This is a genomic window from Methylobacterium sp. D48H (assembly GCF_053345715.1).
Genome location: NZ_JBKFAP010000003.1, coordinates 153,133 through 169,100, shown reverse-complemented (window position 1 = coordinate 169,100; position 15,968 = coordinate 153,133). Strand labels below are relative to the sequence as shown.

The window sequence follows — 15,968 nt, the reverse complement described above, 5'->3', positions numbered from 1 at the left end:
CGTGCGGGCGCGGCGCTCCAAGGGGTGCTGCGCCTGAGGCCGTCACGCTGGCCAGCCCCACCCCCGCCCTCAGGACGCGGCCGGCCTCACGGCCGGGCCTCGGCCGGCGCCGGTGGCTGGGCAGCACCCTCCTCCGGGTTGCGCGGCCGCCTCGCCGCCTCCTCGGCGGCCTTGTCGGCGGCAGTCCTGTCCGCAGCGGCCTTCTCGGACGCGGCCTTGAGGGCCGCCGCGCGGGCCCGATCCATCTCGATCCGGGCGCGGCGGCGCTGCCGCTCCACCTGGTCGGCCTCGGTCAGCTCGATCGTCTCCAGCTCGCGCTGCAGCACGAAGGCCGCGAGGCCGTTCGACAGGGTGCCGACGTCGAGCACCCGCTCGGGCGCGCCGAGCGGCCCGGTCAGGCCGAACTGGACCGCGGGCGGCCCGGCATTCCAGCCGCGGGGCACCGGGCCGCCCGCGAGCGTGCCGCGGGCGTCGAGGCGCCCGGCGCGCGGGTCGTAGCCGACGGTGCCGACCCAGCGGGCCGGCCCGAGATCGAGGTCGAACGGCCCGGCCCGCAGCACGCCCCCCACGATCGTGGCGGCGGCCCGGGTGGATCCGCGCGCCTGCGCTCCGCCCCGGGCGAGTTCCTCGGTGACGAGCGCCTGGAGCCGGCCCTCGCGGAGCGGGTCGTCCATCTCGGCCGCGCGGGCGAGAGCGCGGCCGAGCGCTGCGGGATCGGCCGCGGGCAGGCTCAGGTCCGTCAGGGTGAGCGCGCCGCTGCCCGAGAGGCTGTCGGCGAGGCCCGGCAGGGTCTCGGCCGTGGCGGCGAAGCGCAGGTCGGCGCTCAGGCGGCCGCCGAACGGGCCGCCGGCCAGGGTGGGGAGCGCCGCGCCGTCGAGGCTGCCCGAGCCCGAGACCGAGGCGCCGGCCCCGAGCCGGGCGATCGTCACCGAGCCCGCGAAGCGGCCGCCGGCGAGCTTGCCGGTCAGGTCGCGCAGGATCAGGCCCGCGTCGGCGAGGCCGAGGGCAGCGGTCGCGTCGGTGGCGACGAGGCCGCGGCCGAGATCCAGGCTGGCGACGCGGGCGTCGAGGGACAGGGCCGGATGAACGGCCGGCGGGCCGAACGCGCCGTTCGCCCCCGGCGGAATCACCAGGGCGGCCGCGAGCTGCGGGATCGACAGCCGGTCGAGGGCGAGGCGGCCGTGCAGGGCACCGCCCGCCGACCGCAGCAGCGTCCCGTTCACCCCCGCGCCCGCGACCGTGCCGGCGAGCGCGGCGGCGGCCTCGCCCTGCTGCCGCGACAGCGTGACGGTGAGGTCGGCCGGCCACGCTCCCGGTGCCAGGGTCGCGGCGCCGGCCAGCGTCAGGAACGGCGCCAGATCGGCCGTCTCGGCGCGGAGCGTGCCGCCGGTGGGGACGAAGTCTGGACCGACCAGGATCGGGCGGCCCGTGGCGAGGCGCAGGCCCGCGACCGTGCCGCTCGCCGTCAGGGCGAGGGTCTGGCCCTCCGGCCGCTCGGCTGTCAGGCGCAGCTCGGCAGGTTGCTGCAGGCCGGCGAGGTCGGTGCGGCCGAACCACGCCCCCGCCCGCGGCGCCGTGAGGGTGGCGGTGCCGCCCTCGATCCGCGCGCCGCGGCTCGCGAGGGTCAGGTCGAGGGTGCCGCCGCCGGCGCTGCCCCGGGCCTGGGTCCGCAGGGCCGCGGCCGCGCCGCCCTCCCGGTCGAGGGTGACGGCGAGGTCGAGGGGCGCGTCCCGCAGGAAGGCGGGCAGCAGGCGGATCTCGCCCATCCAGACCCGCTCGAGCAGGCCGAGCAGCGGCGCCGCCGCCGGCGCCTTGAGGCGCCCGGAGACGCGGCCGGTCCCGTCCGCGCCGATCTGCCCGGACAGCCGGGCGCTGGCGCCGGCGAGGTCGGTGACGTCGAGGCTGTCGACCGTCAGGCCGGCGCCGTCCGACTGGATCCGCGCCGCGATCGTGCCGGTACCGGAGCCCGCGGTGCCGAACCGGACGTCCTTCGCTTCGAGCGTCAGGGCGAGGTCAGTGTCGCGCAGGGTGCCGAGGGTCGTCCCGAGGGGCGGCAGGCCGGCGATGTCGAGGCCGGTGGCGCGGATCTGGGCCTCGAACCGCCCGCGCTCGGCGCCCTCGGCGGCGGTGTAGCGGGCGTTCCCGGTGATCCGCGCCGGCCCGAGGCCGAGGCGCATGTTGCGCAGGGATAGGCCGGTCCCGGCAGCCGACAGGTCGGCGGCGGCCTCGATCTTCCGCCCGTCGAGCAGCGCGACGAGTGGCCCCTCGGCGCCGAGGCGGCGCAGGTAGCGGCCGAGCGCCTCCGAGTCGGGGGCGGCGAGCGCCACCGGGCCGGAGAAGCGCAGCGGCGCCGTCTCGACCTGCCCGCTCGCCGTGACGGTGGACTCGGCCGGGCCGGTCACCGCGAAGCGGCGCAGCAGCAGGCCGCCGGCCCGCTCCAGGGTGCCGGTGAGGGCGAGGTTCGACCATTCCTCGCCGCCCAGCACGGCGCTGCCCACCGTGAGGTCGAGGTCGAGCATCGCCGGCAGGCTGCCCGTCGAGCGCGGCAGGCCGCGGGCGATCAGGTTCTGCCCCTCCGCCGAGGCCAGGAAGGCGTCGAGGTCGAGGCGGCGGGCGTCCAGGGTCAGGCCGGCGCGCCACTGGCGCAGGTCGAGCCGTCCGGTGCCGCCGAGCCGCAGGGCCCGGCCGCCGGGGTCGATGGCGAGGTCGACGGCCTCGAAGCGCACCTGCGTGCCCCGGGCCTTGAAGGTGCCGGCCAGCGAGAACGGCAGGTAGGCGCCGGCCGCCTGGGTCGGCGGCCCGACGACGAGGCGGGCGGAGCCCTCGGCCTCGACCTGGGCGCCGCCGGATTCGGCGGGGACGAGGCCGAACCGCGCGTCCGCCTCGAAGCGCGGCGCCGCGTCGCCGCCGCCGGAGATCTTGGCGGCGAGGCGCCCGTCCGGTCCCGGCGTGCCGCTGACCGCCCGGAACGGGACGCCGCCGCTCGTCCCTTCGATCCGCCAGGGCCCGACCAGGGCCGGCGCCTGCAGGCGCAGGTCCTGGACGTAGAGCTGGTCGGTCCGCCCGGTGGCGGCGACCTGCGTGGTGACGAGGAACTGCTGGATCTGCAGGTTCTCGATGGCGAGGTCGCGGTCGCGCAGGGCCCCGCCGAAATCGGGCGGCAGCTTCAGCGTGTCCGGGCCGGCGACCGGGAGCTTGATCTCGGCCCGGCCGATCCGGGTCTCGGTGAAGCGGAACTCGCCCTTCAGGAGCGGCGCGAGGGCGATCTCGGCCTTGACGAACCGGGCATCCAGGCTCGGGCGGTCCGGATCGGCGCCGAGGTGGAGGCGGTCGACGCGCAGCCGCGGCGAGGGCAGCAGGCGGACCTCGATCCGGCCGTCGGTCCGGACCGGAACGCCCAGGGACCGGGCGAGCGCCCGCTCGACGAGCCCGCGATGGGCCTGCCAGTCGACGAAGGGCGGGACCGCGAGCGCCGCCACGAGAACCAGGATGACGGCGCACGCCAGCGCGGTCAGAAGATCACGCAATGGTCCCGTTCCGCACCATCTCTGCGCGAGGCCGCGACCTCACCGGGCCGCCGTGCCCCGCGTGCCCCCGCGAGTCAGTCGCCACGGCCATAGCACGATAAGCCGCCGGGGGCGCCAGCGGCGATGCCACGGTCCCGAGCGGCGGTCGGAGCACGCGCGAGGTTCCTCGGGCATGCCGGGCCCGCGGCCTCCGGATCGCGCGGCCGGCCGCGGAGCGCGACGAGCCCGGAGGACGCGGATCACCCCGGTGCGGAAAGCCGCGCTTCATGGCTCCGCGCGCCCGCCGCGGCGCGAACGGCCTCGACGCCGTTCGCGATTTGGTCCAGGGAAGCGGGATGCAGAACCGCCCGCATCCGCAACCCACCGGGGACGGCGCGCCCGCCACGTCCATCGCCGCCCGCGCCATGGGCGCCCTCCGGCGCGACGCGGCCGGCTACCTCGAGGGGCTCAACCCCGAGCAGCGCCGCGCCGTCGAGACCACGGAGGGCCCGGTCCTGGTGCTGGCCGGGGCCGGCACCGGCAAGACCCGGGTGCTGACCACCCGCATCGCCCACCTGATCGCCACCAACCGGGCGCGCCCCTTCGACATCCTGGCGGTGACCTTCACCAACAAGGCCGCCCGGGAGATGAAGCACCGGATCGGCGCGCTGATCGGGCCGGCCGGCGAGGGCATGCCGTGGCTCGGCACCTTCCACGCCATCGGCACCAAGATCCTGCGCCGCCACGCCGAGCTGGTCGGGCTGAAATCCGACTTCACCATCCTCGGCACCGACGACCAGCTCCGGCTGATGAAGCAGGTCATCGCCGACCAGAACGTCGACGAGAAGCGCTGGCCGGCCCGCGCCCTGTCCCACGCCATCGACGGCTGGAAGAACCGCGGCCTCGGCCCCGAGCAGGTGCCCCCGGGCGAGGCCTCGGCCTTCGCGTTCGGCAAGGGCGGCGCCCTCTACACCGCCTACCAAGCCCGGCTCGCGACGCTGAACGCCGTCGATTTCGGCGATCTCCTGCTGCTCTGCCTCAAGCTCTGGCGGGAGAACCCCGACGTCCTGGCCAATTACCAGGACCGGTTCCGCTACATCCTCGTCGACGAGTACCAGGACACCAACGTCGCCCAGTACCTGTGGCTGCGCCTGCTGGCGCAGTCCCGGAAGAACATCGCCTGCGTCGGCGACGACGACCAGTCGATCTACGGCTGGCGGGGCGCCGAGGTCGACAACATCCTGCGCTTCGAGCACGACTTCCCGGGCGCGGTGGTGGTGCGGCTGGAGCGCAACTACCGCTCCACGGGCCACATCCTGGCCGCCGCCTCCGGGCTGATCGCCAGGAACGAGAGCCGCCTCGGCAAGACCCTGCGCACCGACGACGAGCCGGGCGAGCGCGTCACCGTGACGGGCGCGTGGGATTCGGAAGAGGAGGCGCGGATGCTCGCCGAATCGATCGAGTCCCTCCAGTCGAAGCAGCATCCCCTGTCGGAGATCGCCGTGCTGGTGCGGATCTCGGCGCAGATGCGCGAGATCGAGGACCGGTTCGTCCAGCTCGGGCTGCCCTACCGGGTCATCGGCGGCCCGCGCTTCTACGAGCGCGCCGAGATCCGCGACGCGCTGGCCTACCTGCGCGCCACCGTGAACGTCAGCGACGACCTCGCCTTCGAGCGGATCGTGAACACGCCCAAGCGCGGCCTGGGCGACGCCACCCTGCAGCAGCTCCACACCTACGGCCGCGCCAACCGGCTGCCTCTGCGCATCGCCGCCGCGCGCCTGTGCGAGACCGACGAGTTGAAGCCCCGGGTCCGCTCGACCCTGCGGGCGTTGACCGAGAGTTTCTCGCGATGGGCGCGGCTCGCGGAGACGCAGCCGCACAGCGAGGTCGCGCAGACCATCCTGGAGGAGTCCGGCTACACCGAGATGTGGCAGAAGGACCGCTCCGCCGACGCCGCCGGCCGGCTGGAGAACCTGAAGGAATTCGTCCGCTCGATGGAGGAGTTCCCTGACCTCGCGGCCTTCCTGGAGCACGTCTCCCTGGTGATGGAGGCCTCCGAGGCCGAGGGCGCCGAGCGGGTCTCGCTGATGACCCTCCACGCCGCCAAGGGGCTCGAGTTCGACACTGTGTTCCTCCCCGGCTGGGAGGACGGCCTGTTCCCGAACCAGCGCGCGCTCGACGAGAGCGGCCGGGCGGGCCTGGAGGAGGAGCGGCGCCTCGCCCATGTCGGGCTGACCCGGGCGCGCAAGCGCGCGAAGCTGTCCTTCGCGGTCAACCGGCGCATCCACGGCCTCTGGTCCTCGACCATCCCGTCCCGGTTCATCGACGAGTTGCCCGAGACGGCGGTCGACGTGGTCGAGGCCCCGGCGCACTTCTCCGCCGGCGCCTCGCGGTTCGACCGCAACCCGACGCCGTTCGGATCGAGCTACGGCACGCCGGGCTGGCAGCGCGCGCAGGCCAACACCGCGCCGGGCGGTCGGTCCGGGTTCGGATCGGGGTCCGGAGGCGGCTTCCGCTCGGCGGGCCCGGGCGGCCGGTCCGGGGGCCAGTCCGGTGGCCCCCGCCAGATCGACGGCGAGCTGATCGCCAAGTCGACGGGCGCGCCCTCGGCCTTCCAGGGCGGCCAGCGGGTCTTCCACACCAAGTTCGGCCCCGGAACGGTCGCGGCGGTCGACGGCAACAAGCTGACCGTTGACTTCGACAAGGCCGGCCGGAAGATGGTCCTCGACAGCTTCGTCCAGGCCGGATCGAGCTAGTCCCGCCGACCAAGCCCGGACGTGTCAGGGCGGCAGGGTCGGCCGGCTTCGCCCGCGCGGGCGGGGAGGATGGCGACCGTGCCGGATGCCGCGTTACCGCGACACCACCGTCCCGAACCTGATGCATCCGCGCCAGCCGCGCGGCTTTTTCGAAGCCCCTTCACCGACCGTCACCCCTTAGTCACACCCGGCGCGCAATCGTCGGGCGCGAATCGCACTGGTGCGCCAGTTGCATCGCGTATTCGGCCGCGCACGGAACGTCGTGACGCTCTCCACAGGCGGACGAGCGCGGGGCGGAACCTTCGGCCTTGGGCCGGTATTAAGTTCCGCAAGCGAGTAGAACCGGGAGCAAGCAGGTAAACGGCAGTTCAGAAACAGATCCAGGTTGGCAAGTCCCGTTGGAGTGTACATCCATGAAGAGACGCCGCGCACGACTTGAACTGGTTGAAGACCGCACGTCCCGCATTCATCGCACACGCTTCGACGAAGAACGCAATCTCGCTCCCATCCAGCCGCTCACCGAACGCCAAGCCGAGTACCTCGACGCCCTCGCCCGCTCGCCGCAGGTCATCGTCCTGGGGCCCGCCGGCACCGGCAAGACCTTCATCGCCGGCACCCGCGCGGCGGACCAGCTCCGCCAGCGCCGGATCTCCAAAGTGGTCATCACCCGCCCGAACGTGCCCTCGGGCCGGTCGCTGGGCTACTTCCCCGGCACCCTGGAAGAGAAGATCGCCCCCTGGGTCGCCCCGCTCACCGAGGCCATGAAGGAGCGCATGGGCGCCGCCGCCTTCGAGATCGCCCTGAAGACCGGCGACATCGAGATCGTCCCCTTCGAGGTGATGCGCGGCCGAACCTTCAAGAACTGCCTCGTGATCCTCGACGAGGCGCAGAACACGACGATCAACGAGATCAAGATGTTCCTGACCCGGATCGGCGACGATTGCCAAGTCATCATCAACGGCGACGTCTCGCAGACGGACCTCCGCGAGACCTCGGGCCTGCGCACCGTCATGCACATGGTCAAGAGCCGGATGATGCCGATCCCCGTGGTGGAGTTCACCCGCAACGACATCGTCCGCTCCGGCATCTGCGCCGAGTGGGTGAAGGCGTTCGAGGAAACGAATCTCTAAATCGGAAGTTGATGGCGGCGGGTCCTCGCAGACCCGCCGTGCCGTCCCCCGGCACGAGACGACTCTCCGCACCTCCCTTTCGGGAGGATGAACCGGGCGCCGAGCCCGGCCTTCAGAGAACTGGAGTCTCCTCGTGAGGAAACTGACCTTCGCCTTCGCCGTGCTGGCCTCGCTCGGCGGCGCCGCCCTCGTCCAGCCGGCCTCGGCCGCCCCCACGATGCCCGGCGCCGTGTCGGCGCCCGACGCGGTGACGCATGTCCGGATGACTCCCATGGAGCGGCGCATGATGCATCGCCGCATGGAGCGCCGCATGATGCACCGCCGCATGGAGCGCCGGATGATGCATCACCGCATGCACCGCCGCATGCACCGCATGTGATTGAACGGCGGAGTGGGGTCTTCCGTCCCCGCTCCGCTCGCCCGGCCGGAACCGGGCGTTGCTCCCCGTTCCGAAGATTCCTATCTCGTCGTCTCGAATCGCGCCGTCAGGCGGCCGCCGCGGCAGCCGGCCGATCCGGGAGACCCCGATGCCCCCCTCCAATCGACTGTTCGACGACCTCGCCCGCCTCATGACGGACGCCGCCGGCGCCGCCCAGGGCGTCCGCCGCGAGGCCGAGACCGTGGTCCGGGCGCAGCTCGAGCGCGTCGTCCGCGACCTCGACATCGCCTCCCGCGAAGAGCTCGACGTGCTCCGCGACCTCGTGACCCAGCTCCAGGCGCAGAACGAGGCCCTGACGGCCCGCGTGGCGGCCCTGGAGGCGCGATCCGGGAGCGCCGGAGCGGGCGCCGCGGGCCTGAGCGAGGTGGTCTGAGTCTCCGCGGCAACGCCGCGGGCTTTTACACAGGAAGCGGCGTCGACGATCCGGTTTCCTGTTCACTGAATGTGACCTGCACTTTGTGTCGCGAGTCACGGCCGGTCTATAGTCGGGCATAGGGTGATTCGGGGGCTGCGGGGCGATGTCCGCAGAGCTTCGACAGTCGATCGCGTCACCGCCGGCCTAGATCTGCCGGTCGTTCCAGTTCTCGGAGTGTTCTCGCGCTCCGGTTTCGCGTCACCGCCACGTCGGGCCGGATCTCGTCCGGGTCGTCCTTTTGGATCGTCATGCCGCTTCTCAACGTCGACTTCCACGACCCGGACCGGAACGAGCATCCGCTCGACGTCGTCGAGCGGCTGGCCTCCCTGCGCGACTGGATCTTCGACCGGGCCGAGACCGACGAGATGTCGGTCACGAGCCCCGGTCGCTGGACCGACTACAACGTCGCCTTCACGTGGATCGAGGACGTCGAGGCGCTCCACGTCGCCTGCGCCTTCGACCTCAAGGTGCCGGAGCGGCAGCGCACCGAGGTGATGCGCCTGATCGCGCTGATCAACGAGCAGCTCTGGGTCGGCCATTTCGACCTCTGGACGACCGACAGCGTGGTGATGTTCCGGCACGCGCTCCTGCTGACCGGCGGCGCCGTCCCGACCCACCCGCAATGCGCCACGATGATGAAGACGGCGGTCGACGCCTGCGAGCGATACTTCCAGGCGTTCCAGTTCGTCCTCTGGGCCGGCAAGAGCGCCCGCGAGGCCCTCGACGCCGTCCTGTTCGAGACCGAAGGCGAGGCGTGACCGCCCCCGGCGCCTCCACGGCGCGGATGCCCGCCTCCCTGGTCCTGGCCGGGGCCGGCAAGATGGGCGGCGCGATGCTGGCGGGCTGGCTGGAGGCGGGCCTCGATCCCCGCCGCACCACCATCATCGACCCGGTACCCGTGCGCCCGATCGTGGATCTCTGCGCCGAGCGGGGCATCGCCCTGAACCCGTCCGATCCCGAGCCCGGCGACGTTCTGGTCCTCGGGATCAAGCCGCAGGGCCTGGACACGGCGGCCCCCGGGCTCGATCGGCTCATCGGCCGCGACACGCTCCTCGTCTCGATCCTGGCGGGCAAGACCGTCGCGGATCTCCGCGGCCGGCTGCCGCGGGCGCGGGCGATCGTCAGGGCGATGCCCAACCTGCCGGCGAGCATCGGCCGGGGCGCCACCGGTGCCTGTGCGAGCTCGGAGGTCACCCCCGCGCAGCGGGCGGCCGCCGAGGCCCTGTTCGCGGCCAACGGCGCCGTGGCGTGGCTCGCCGACGAGGCGCAGATCGACGCCGTGACGGCGGTCTCGGGCTCCGGACCGGCCTACGTCTTCCTCCTGGCCGAGACGCTGGCGGAGGCCGGCATCGCGGCCGGCCTGGAGCCCGACGTCGCCCGCCGCCTCGCCCGGGCGACCGTGGCGGGAGCCGGCGCGCTCCTCGATGCCAGCCCGGCCGAGGCGGCGGAGTTGCGCCGCAACGTCACGTCGCCCGGCGGCACCACCGCGGCGGCCCTCGACGTGCTGATGCGGGAGGACGGCCTCAGCGCGCTGATGCGCGAGGCCGTGGCCGCGGCCCGTCGGCGGGCGGGGGAACTGTCCGGCTGACATCGGGCGTTGGCATCAAGGGCTGACATCGGGCGGCGTCCGTGCGGCATGGCCGCGCGACGGACCTGCCCTTCGCGGCCCGCCCGCCTACATGAGGCCACACGACCGATCAGACCGGGCGACCGATCCATGACCGACAGCAAAGCCCCCTCGAAGCGGCCCCGCAAGGCCTCGAGCCCCGCCAAGGCGGGCGACGCGCAAGAAGGCGCTGCCCGAGAGACCGCTGCCCACGCGAGCGTCGCGCAGGAGAGCGACAAGACCGGGGCCGACGACTCGGGGACGCAGGGCGGGGCGCCGAAGCTGTCGCCCCGGGAGGCCGCCGTCGAGGCCCTGATGCGCCTCGCCGCCGAGCAGCCCTGGAACGACATCGAGGTCAGCGACATCGCCCGGGAGGCGAACCTGACGCTCGCCGAGCTGCGCGACCTGTTCCCGTCGAAGGGGGCGGTCCTCGGCGGGCTGACCCGCATCATCGACCGCAAGGTTCTGGAGGGCGATCTCACGGGTCTCGAGGAGGAGCCGACCCGCGAGCGGCTGTTCGACGTGCTGATGCGCCGCCTCGACGCCATGGAGCCCTACAAGCCGGCGCTGCGCCGGATCGCCTACGCGCTCCGGGGCGAGCCGCTCTCGATGCTGGCGCTGAACGGCGTGATGCTGAACTCGCACCGCTACATGCTGGCGGCGGCCGGGATCGACACCGAGGGGTCGCTCGGGCAGCTCAAGCTGCAGGGCGTGGTCATCGCCTTCGCCCGCGTGACCCAGGTCTGGCTGGACGACGACGATCCGGCGCTCGCCCGGACGATGGCGCGGCTCGATAAGGAGATCCGCAATGGCGAGCGCATCATGGAGCGGGCCGAGGACGTTCGCCGCCTGACGGCGCCCCTGCGCGCCATCGGCCGCTCGTTCCTGGACCGGCGGCCGCGCGAGCGGCGAAGCCGCGACGGCGACGGTGACGAGAGCGACCCCGCTGCCGCCATCTAGACCGGTCGCTCACGCGGCCTGGATGTCGCTGAGGAAGCTGTCGACCTCGCGCTTGACCGTCAGGGACTGCGTCGCCAGTTCGGCCGCCGCGCTCTGAACCTGCGCGGCGGCGCTCCCGGCCTCCCGGGCGGCGGCCAATACGCGCGCCACGTTGGCCGAGACGCCCTCCGTCCCCCGCGCCGCCTCGCCGGCATTGCGCGAGATCTCGCCGGTGGCCGCCGTCTGCTGCACCACCGTCGCCGCGATGGCGCCGCTGATCTCGTTCACGGAGGCGATCGTGCGGGCGATCTGCGCCATCGCCTCCGCGGCCTGCCCGGAGGCCGCCTGGATCGCGGCGATCTGGCCGCCGATCTCCTCGGTCGCCCGCGCCGTCTGGGCGGCGAGCTCCTTCACTTCGGAGGCCACGACGGCGAAGCCGCGTCCCGCCTCGCCGGCCCGCGCCGCCTCGATGGTGGCGTTGAGGGCGAGCAGGTTGGTCTGGTTCGCGATGCCGGAGATCATCATCACGGCGGCCCCGATCTGCTCGGCGGCGGCGTGCAGGCTCGCCATGGCGGCGTTGGTCGCCTCGGCCTCGTGGGCGGCGTGACCGGCCACCGCGTTTGAGCGCACGACCTGCCGCTCGATCTCCTGGAGCGAGGAGACCATCTCCTCGGCGGCGGCCGCGACGGTCTGGACGTTGGCCGAGGTCTGGGCGGCGGCCGAACTCGACGTCACGGCCTGGCTGTTGGTGTTGTCGGCCACCCGGGTCATCGCCTGCGCGGTCGCGTCGAGTTCGCTGGTCGCCGCCGTGACGATGTCGAGCGAGGCGGCGATCTTCGCCTGGAAGGCGTGGACGCGCTGCTCGACCCGCTCGGCCCGGCGCAGGCGGGCCTCCCGCTCGGCGGCCTGCGCCGCCTCGAGCTCCGCCCGCGCGACCGCGTTCTGGCGGAAGATGTCGACGGCCTTGGCCATCGCGCCCATCTCGTCGGCCGCGTCGCGGTACGGCACCACGACCTGCAGGTCGCCGCCGGCCAGCCGCGTCATCGCCTCCGTCATGCCGGCGACCGGCCGGATGATGCTGCGGGCCAGCACGAAGGCCAGGACGCCCCCGAGAAGGAGCGCCGCGGCGACGAGGCCGATCAGGACATACCGGGCCCGCCTCGCCGCCCGCGCGGTCTCCCGGGAAATCGTCTCCCCGGCGGCCACGATCCGGTCGCGCAGCGCGAGGCCGAGCCGTTCGATCGTGTCGGCGTGGGGCTTGATCCCGGTCTCGAACGTCGCCTTCGCCGACGCCACCGCCCGATCGTACGCGCGGAAGCCGGCCGCGGCGGCGATCAGCGCGTCGCGGACGGCCCTGACCTGCTGCCCGAAGACTGCGCCGCCCTGCGCGTCCTTGAACGCATCCAGGGCCGCCAGAGCCTGCTCGACCCGCTGCTCGAAGGCGTCGCGGTCATGGGCGTCCAGGCCGATCACGAAGCGGGCCGACGCGATGCGGGACCGCAGGACGGCGTTCTCGACGTGCTCGACCCGCGCGAGCATCGCCTCGCCGGCCCGGGCGCGCACGTCCGCGAGCAGGCTCGCGAGAAGGGTGGTGAGCGCGTTGCCGGTCTCGTAGAGCTTCGTCCTGGCCTCGCGCAGGCTCGCCCCCGACGCCGCGAGGCGTTCCAGCTCCGGCTTCATCGCGCGGGCGGCCTCCCGCACGTCGTCGTAGAGCTTCCGCCCCCCGTCCGTCATGGCCAGCGAGAAGTACCGGTCGCAGGTCTGCTCGATCGCCTGTCGGGCCTGCTCCATCGCGGCGATCAGGTCGGGATCCGGCTGGAGCCGGTACCGTTCGGCCGTCCCGACGAGGCGTGCGGCGTGACCGTCGATCATCAGGACCGATTGCGCCCCCCGCTCCACGCGCTCCTGAAGCGCGTGGTCCGCGCCGATGACAGCCTGCTGGTAGATCGCGAATGCGCCGATGATGCCCGTGATCATGACGAGCATCGCAAATCCCGCGTAGAGACGAGCGCGTATCCCAGTTCTCACAGACGTATCTTCCACAGAAGAGGCCAGACTTTCGGCCTTACGATAGACGATACGATCATGACAACATCGTGTCGCGCGATCAAGTTCAACTTGTATTATAGATGATAGACGACAATACTTAGAGACAGACCCGATATCTCGGGCGCTCGAGGTGACCAAACCTGCCGGGCTGCGCGCGCAAACGGCAATCGGTGCGTTCTCGTCGCGATGGATCAGTTCTGACGGCGCCTCCCGGTCCGCCCGGAAGCTTCGCCCTGCGCGTGTCCGCTGCCGAGCGGCGTCGAGACTTCCCGCGGTACACGCTCGCGCTGGATCACGCGGGCGATGCACTTGCATTGCGGCACGGTCCGGCCCGCGTTGCTGACATCGGGCAGGAAGACCCGCGCTACAGTTCCGACCTTCGGGGAGACATGGCGACGGCCTGAAGCGCGTCGGCCGCGATTCGATCGACGGGTCGCGCAGACCCTCGGCTCGCGGGCCGTCCGGGTCGATCAGGCCTCGCGCCGGAGTTCAGGCGGCGCGGCTCGCCAGCGCCTCGCGCATGGTCGTGGCGATCATCCCGTTCTGGAACTGGTCGCGCGGGACCAGCAGCGCGTCGGGCACGCGGACCGACGCCTCCGGCCCCATGGCGTCGACCGGGTCGCTGGCGAGGATGATGCGCAGGGCCGGGCGCAGGGCCCGGGCCTCGACGGCCAGCTGCGCGCAGCACAGGCCGCCCTGGAGCGCGGTATCGACCACCAGCACGTCCACCGGCAGGCCCAGGGCCAGCACCGTCATGGCATCGACGCCGCGGTCGCAGGCGGTGACCTGGTAGCCCAGCATCCGGACCTGGGCCGAGACCTCGTCGCGCCAGCGCTTGTGGCGGCCGACGACCAGAACCTGGATCCGGTAGCAGCTGCCCTGGGGAAGGCTGCTCGAGGCAGTCTCGTCGTCGGCTGGGGGCATTCCGCACTCGACTTCGCGCTGGCTTTGCGATGCAGCATGCTAAGCTGGGATGCAATCCACACGCAAGCCCGGCGCCGTCATCGCGCCGCATTCGGCGCCTCCGTTGCACAAAGGCGAAGCACTCCGGCGGCCTGATCATAGGCTGGGCACGGAGTTGACGCCGGCGGGGTCGCGCGGGCAACACCGGGCCGCCGCGGGACCTGAGCCGCGCGCTGCCGGAGCCCGAGCCGATGTCGTCCGCGAAAGCCCCTCCTGTCTCCCCGCTGGCGCCCACCGCGATGCCCGATCTGCCGCCCCTGCCGGGCGTGCGAATCGCGACCGCCCAGGCGGGGATCCGCTACAGCGGCCGCACCGACGTGCTCTACGTGGCGCTGGAGGCCGGGACCCGGGCAGCGGGGGTGTTCACCCGGTCGAAGTGTCCCTCGGCGCCGGTGGATTGGTGCCGCGACGCCCTGGCCGACGGGTCGGCGCGGGCGCTCGTGGTCAATTCCGGCAACGCCAACGCCTTCACGGGCCGGCTCGGGCGCGACGCGGTGGCGCGCACCGTCGAGATCGCCGCGGAGGCGGCGGGCTGCGGCGCGCGCGAGGTCTACGTCGCCTCGACCGGCGTGATCGGCGAGCCGCTCCCGGCGGAGCGGTTCGCGGGCGTGCTGGCGGACTGCGCGGCCCGCGCCGAGGACGGGCCGGCCGCCTGGACCGAGGCGGCCCGGGCGATCATGACCACCGACACCTTCCCGAAGCTCGCGACGCGCACGGCCGAGATCGACGGCGTGCGCGTGACGATCAACGGCATCGCCAAGGGCGCCGGCATGATCGCCCCCGACATGGCGACGATGCTGTCCTTCGTCTTCACCGACGCGGCCCTGCCGCAGGACGTGCTGCAGGCGCTCCTCTCGGCCGGGACGAAGACGAGCTTCAACTGCGTGACCGTGGACGGCGACACCTCCACCTCCGACACGCTGATGCTGTTCGCCACCGCCAGGGCCGGCAACCCGGCGATCAGCGATCCCGCCGACCCGCGCCTCGCCGGCTTCCGGGAGGCGCTCGACGACCTGCTGGTCGAGCTGGCCCAGCTCGTCGCCAAGGACGGCGAGGGCGCGCGCAAGTTCGTCACCGTGCGGGTCACCGGCGCCGAGAGCGACGCCTCCGCGCACCGCATCGCGATGTCGATCGCCAACTCGCCACTGGTGAAGACCGCGGTGGCCGGCGAGGACGCCAACTGGGGCCGTGTGGTGATGGCCGTGGGCAAGGCCGGCGAGCCCGCCGACCGCGACCGGCTCGCGATCTGGTTCGGCGACGTGCGGGTGGCGGTCCAGGGCGCCCGCGACCCCGATTACAGCGAGGCGGCGGCGAGCGCCGTGATGCGCGAGCCGGAGATCACGGTCCGGGTCGATCTCGGCCTGGGCGACGGCGCGGCCCGCGTCTGGACCTGCGACCTGACCAAGGCCTACGTCGAGATCAACGGGGATTACCGCTCGTGAGGGCGGTCCTGTCCGGCGCCCTCCTCGTCCTGAGCCTGGCGACCGCGGCGCGGGCCGACGACGCGGCGTGCAAGCGCCACATCAGCGTCGTCGGGCGCGCGTCGGAGACGCGGGCGCCGGACTTCGCCGAGGTGACGATCGGCATCGAGGCGCGCGGCGCGAGTGCGGCGGCCGCCCTCGACGCGGCCTCGAAGGCGGTGGCCGGGGTCTCGGCGCAGGCCCGCGCCCTCGGGGTCCCGCCCGCCGATCTCGGCACGGCCGCCGTCACCCTGCAGACCGCGACCCGCACCGTCGCCCGGCCGGGGGGCGCCGTCACCGAGGAGCCCGACGGCTACCGCGCCAGCAACCTCGTCACCGTCCGGCTCGCCGACATGGACCGCCTCGGCGACCTGCTCCGGCAGGCCCTCGAATCCGGCGCGAACAGAATCGACGGCGTGAGCTTCGGGCTGCGCGACCCGGACAAGAGCGAGGCGGCCCTCCAGGTGGCGGCGACACGGGACGCGCGGAGCCGCGCCGAGGCCCTCGCCGAGGCGGTCGGCGCCAAGCTCGGCCCGCTCTGCACGCTGAGCACAGCCGCGGCCGGCACGCCGTACCGCCCGGCGCTGGAGATGGCCCGCGCGGCGCCGATGGCCGCCAAGGGGCGGCGGGTGCCGCTGGAGGCGGGCACGATCCCGATGTCCTCCGAGGTCTCGGCCACCTTCGCGGTGGCGCAGTGAGCGCGCC

12 protein-coding genes are annotated in these 15,968 nt (G+C 73.3%); 9 read left to right on the top strand and 3 right to left on the bottom strand.

What is annotated here, in order from left to right; translation table 11 throughout:
* Positions 1-86: 86 nt before the first annotated feature.
* Positions 87-3,527: an AsmA protein gene (locus ACLBX8_RS09500; RefSeq protein ID WP_447698242.1), complete on the bottom strand. Its 3,441-nt coding sequence runs from the start codon at positions 3,525-3,527 to the stop codon at positions 87-89.
* Between the two features lie 335 nt (positions 3,528-3,862).
* Between ACLBX8_RS09500 and ACLBX8_RS09495 the strand changes: the two genes are divergently transcribed.
* From ACLBX8_RS09495 to ACLBX8_RS09465, 7 genes are all read left to right on the top strand, one after another.
* Entirely contained in the window at positions 3,863-6,262 is a 2,400-nt protein-coding gene (locus ACLBX8_RS09495) for an ATP-dependent helicase (RefSeq protein WP_447698241.1), read from the top strand.
* Positions 6,263-6,675: 413 nt separating this feature from the next.
* Positions 6,676-7,392 (top strand): PhoH family protein, encoded by a 717-nt coding sequence (locus tag ACLBX8_RS09490; protein ID WP_447698240.1) that lies wholly within the window; start codon positions 6,676-6,678, stop codon positions 7,390-7,392.
* Positions 7,393-7,525: 133 nt separating this feature from the next.
* A complete protein-coding gene (locus ACLBX8_RS09485; protein ID WP_447698239.1) occupies positions 7,526-7,771 on the top strand; it encodes a hypothetical protein in 246 nt (81 codons plus the stop codon).
* A gap of 148 nt (positions 7,772-7,919) precedes the next feature.
* The gene (locus tag ACLBX8_RS09480; protein WP_020090941.1) at positions 7,920-8,204 is read left to right on the top strand and encodes an accessory factor UbiK family protein; all 285 of its coding nucleotides are present in this window, start codon (positions 7,920-7,922) and stop codon (positions 8,202-8,204) included.
* A gap of 290 nt (positions 8,205-8,494) precedes the next feature.
* Entirely contained in the window at positions 8,495-9,004 is a 510-nt protein-coding gene (locus ACLBX8_RS09475; protein WP_020090942.1) for a type III secretion system chaperone family protein, read from the top strand.
* 26 nt (positions 9,005-9,030) lie between these two features.
* Positions 9,031-9,834, top strand: coding sequence for a pyrroline-5-carboxylate reductase (gene proC / locus ACLBX8_RS09470; RefSeq protein WP_091926573.1), 804 nt, complete (start codon positions 9,031-9,033; stop codon positions 9,832-9,834).
* A 129-nt stretch (positions 9,835-9,963) separates the two neighbouring features.
* Positions 9,964-10,812, top strand: coding sequence for a TetR/AcrR family transcriptional regulator (locus ACLBX8_RS09465; RefSeq protein ID WP_447698238.1), 849 nt, complete (start codon positions 9,964-9,966; stop codon positions 10,810-10,812).
* 9 nt (positions 10,813-10,821) lie between these two features.
* Here the strand turns inward: ACLBX8_RS09465 and ACLBX8_RS09460 are convergent, their stop codons facing one another.
* Together ACLBX8_RS09460 and ACLBX8_RS09455 are read right to left on the bottom strand one after the other, a co-directional pair.
* Positions 10,822-12,768 (bottom strand): methyl-accepting chemotaxis protein, encoded by a 1,947-nt coding sequence (locus ACLBX8_RS09460; RefSeq protein ID WP_447698559.1) that lies wholly within the window; start codon positions 12,766-12,768, stop codon positions 10,822-10,824.
* 561 nt (positions 12,769-13,329) lie between these two features.
* On the bottom strand, positions 13,330-13,764 hold the full coding sequence (locus tag ACLBX8_RS09455; protein ID WP_020090945.1) for a histidine kinase: 435 nt from the start codon (positions 13,762-13,764) through the stop codon (positions 13,330-13,332).
* 230 nt (positions 13,765-13,994) lie between these two features.
* Here ACLBX8_RS09455 and argJ point away from each other — a divergent pair, with 230 nt between their 5' ends.
* Both argJ and ACLBX8_RS09445 read left to right on the top strand, forming a co-directional pair.
* Entirely contained in the window at positions 13,995-15,245 is a 1,251-nt protein-coding gene (argJ, locus tag ACLBX8_RS09450) for a bifunctional glutamate N-acetyltransferase/amino-acid acetyltransferase ArgJ (protein WP_447698237.1), read from the top strand.
* The gene (locus ACLBX8_RS09445; protein ID WP_447698236.1) at positions 15,242-15,961 is read left to right on the top strand and encodes an SIMPL domain-containing protein; all 720 of its coding nucleotides are present in this window, start codon (positions 15,242-15,244) and stop codon (positions 15,959-15,961) included. The genes argJ and ACLBX8_RS09445 overlap by 4 nt, the downstream gene beginning before the upstream one ends.
* The last annotated feature ends 7 nt before the right edge of the window (positions 15,962-15,968 follow it).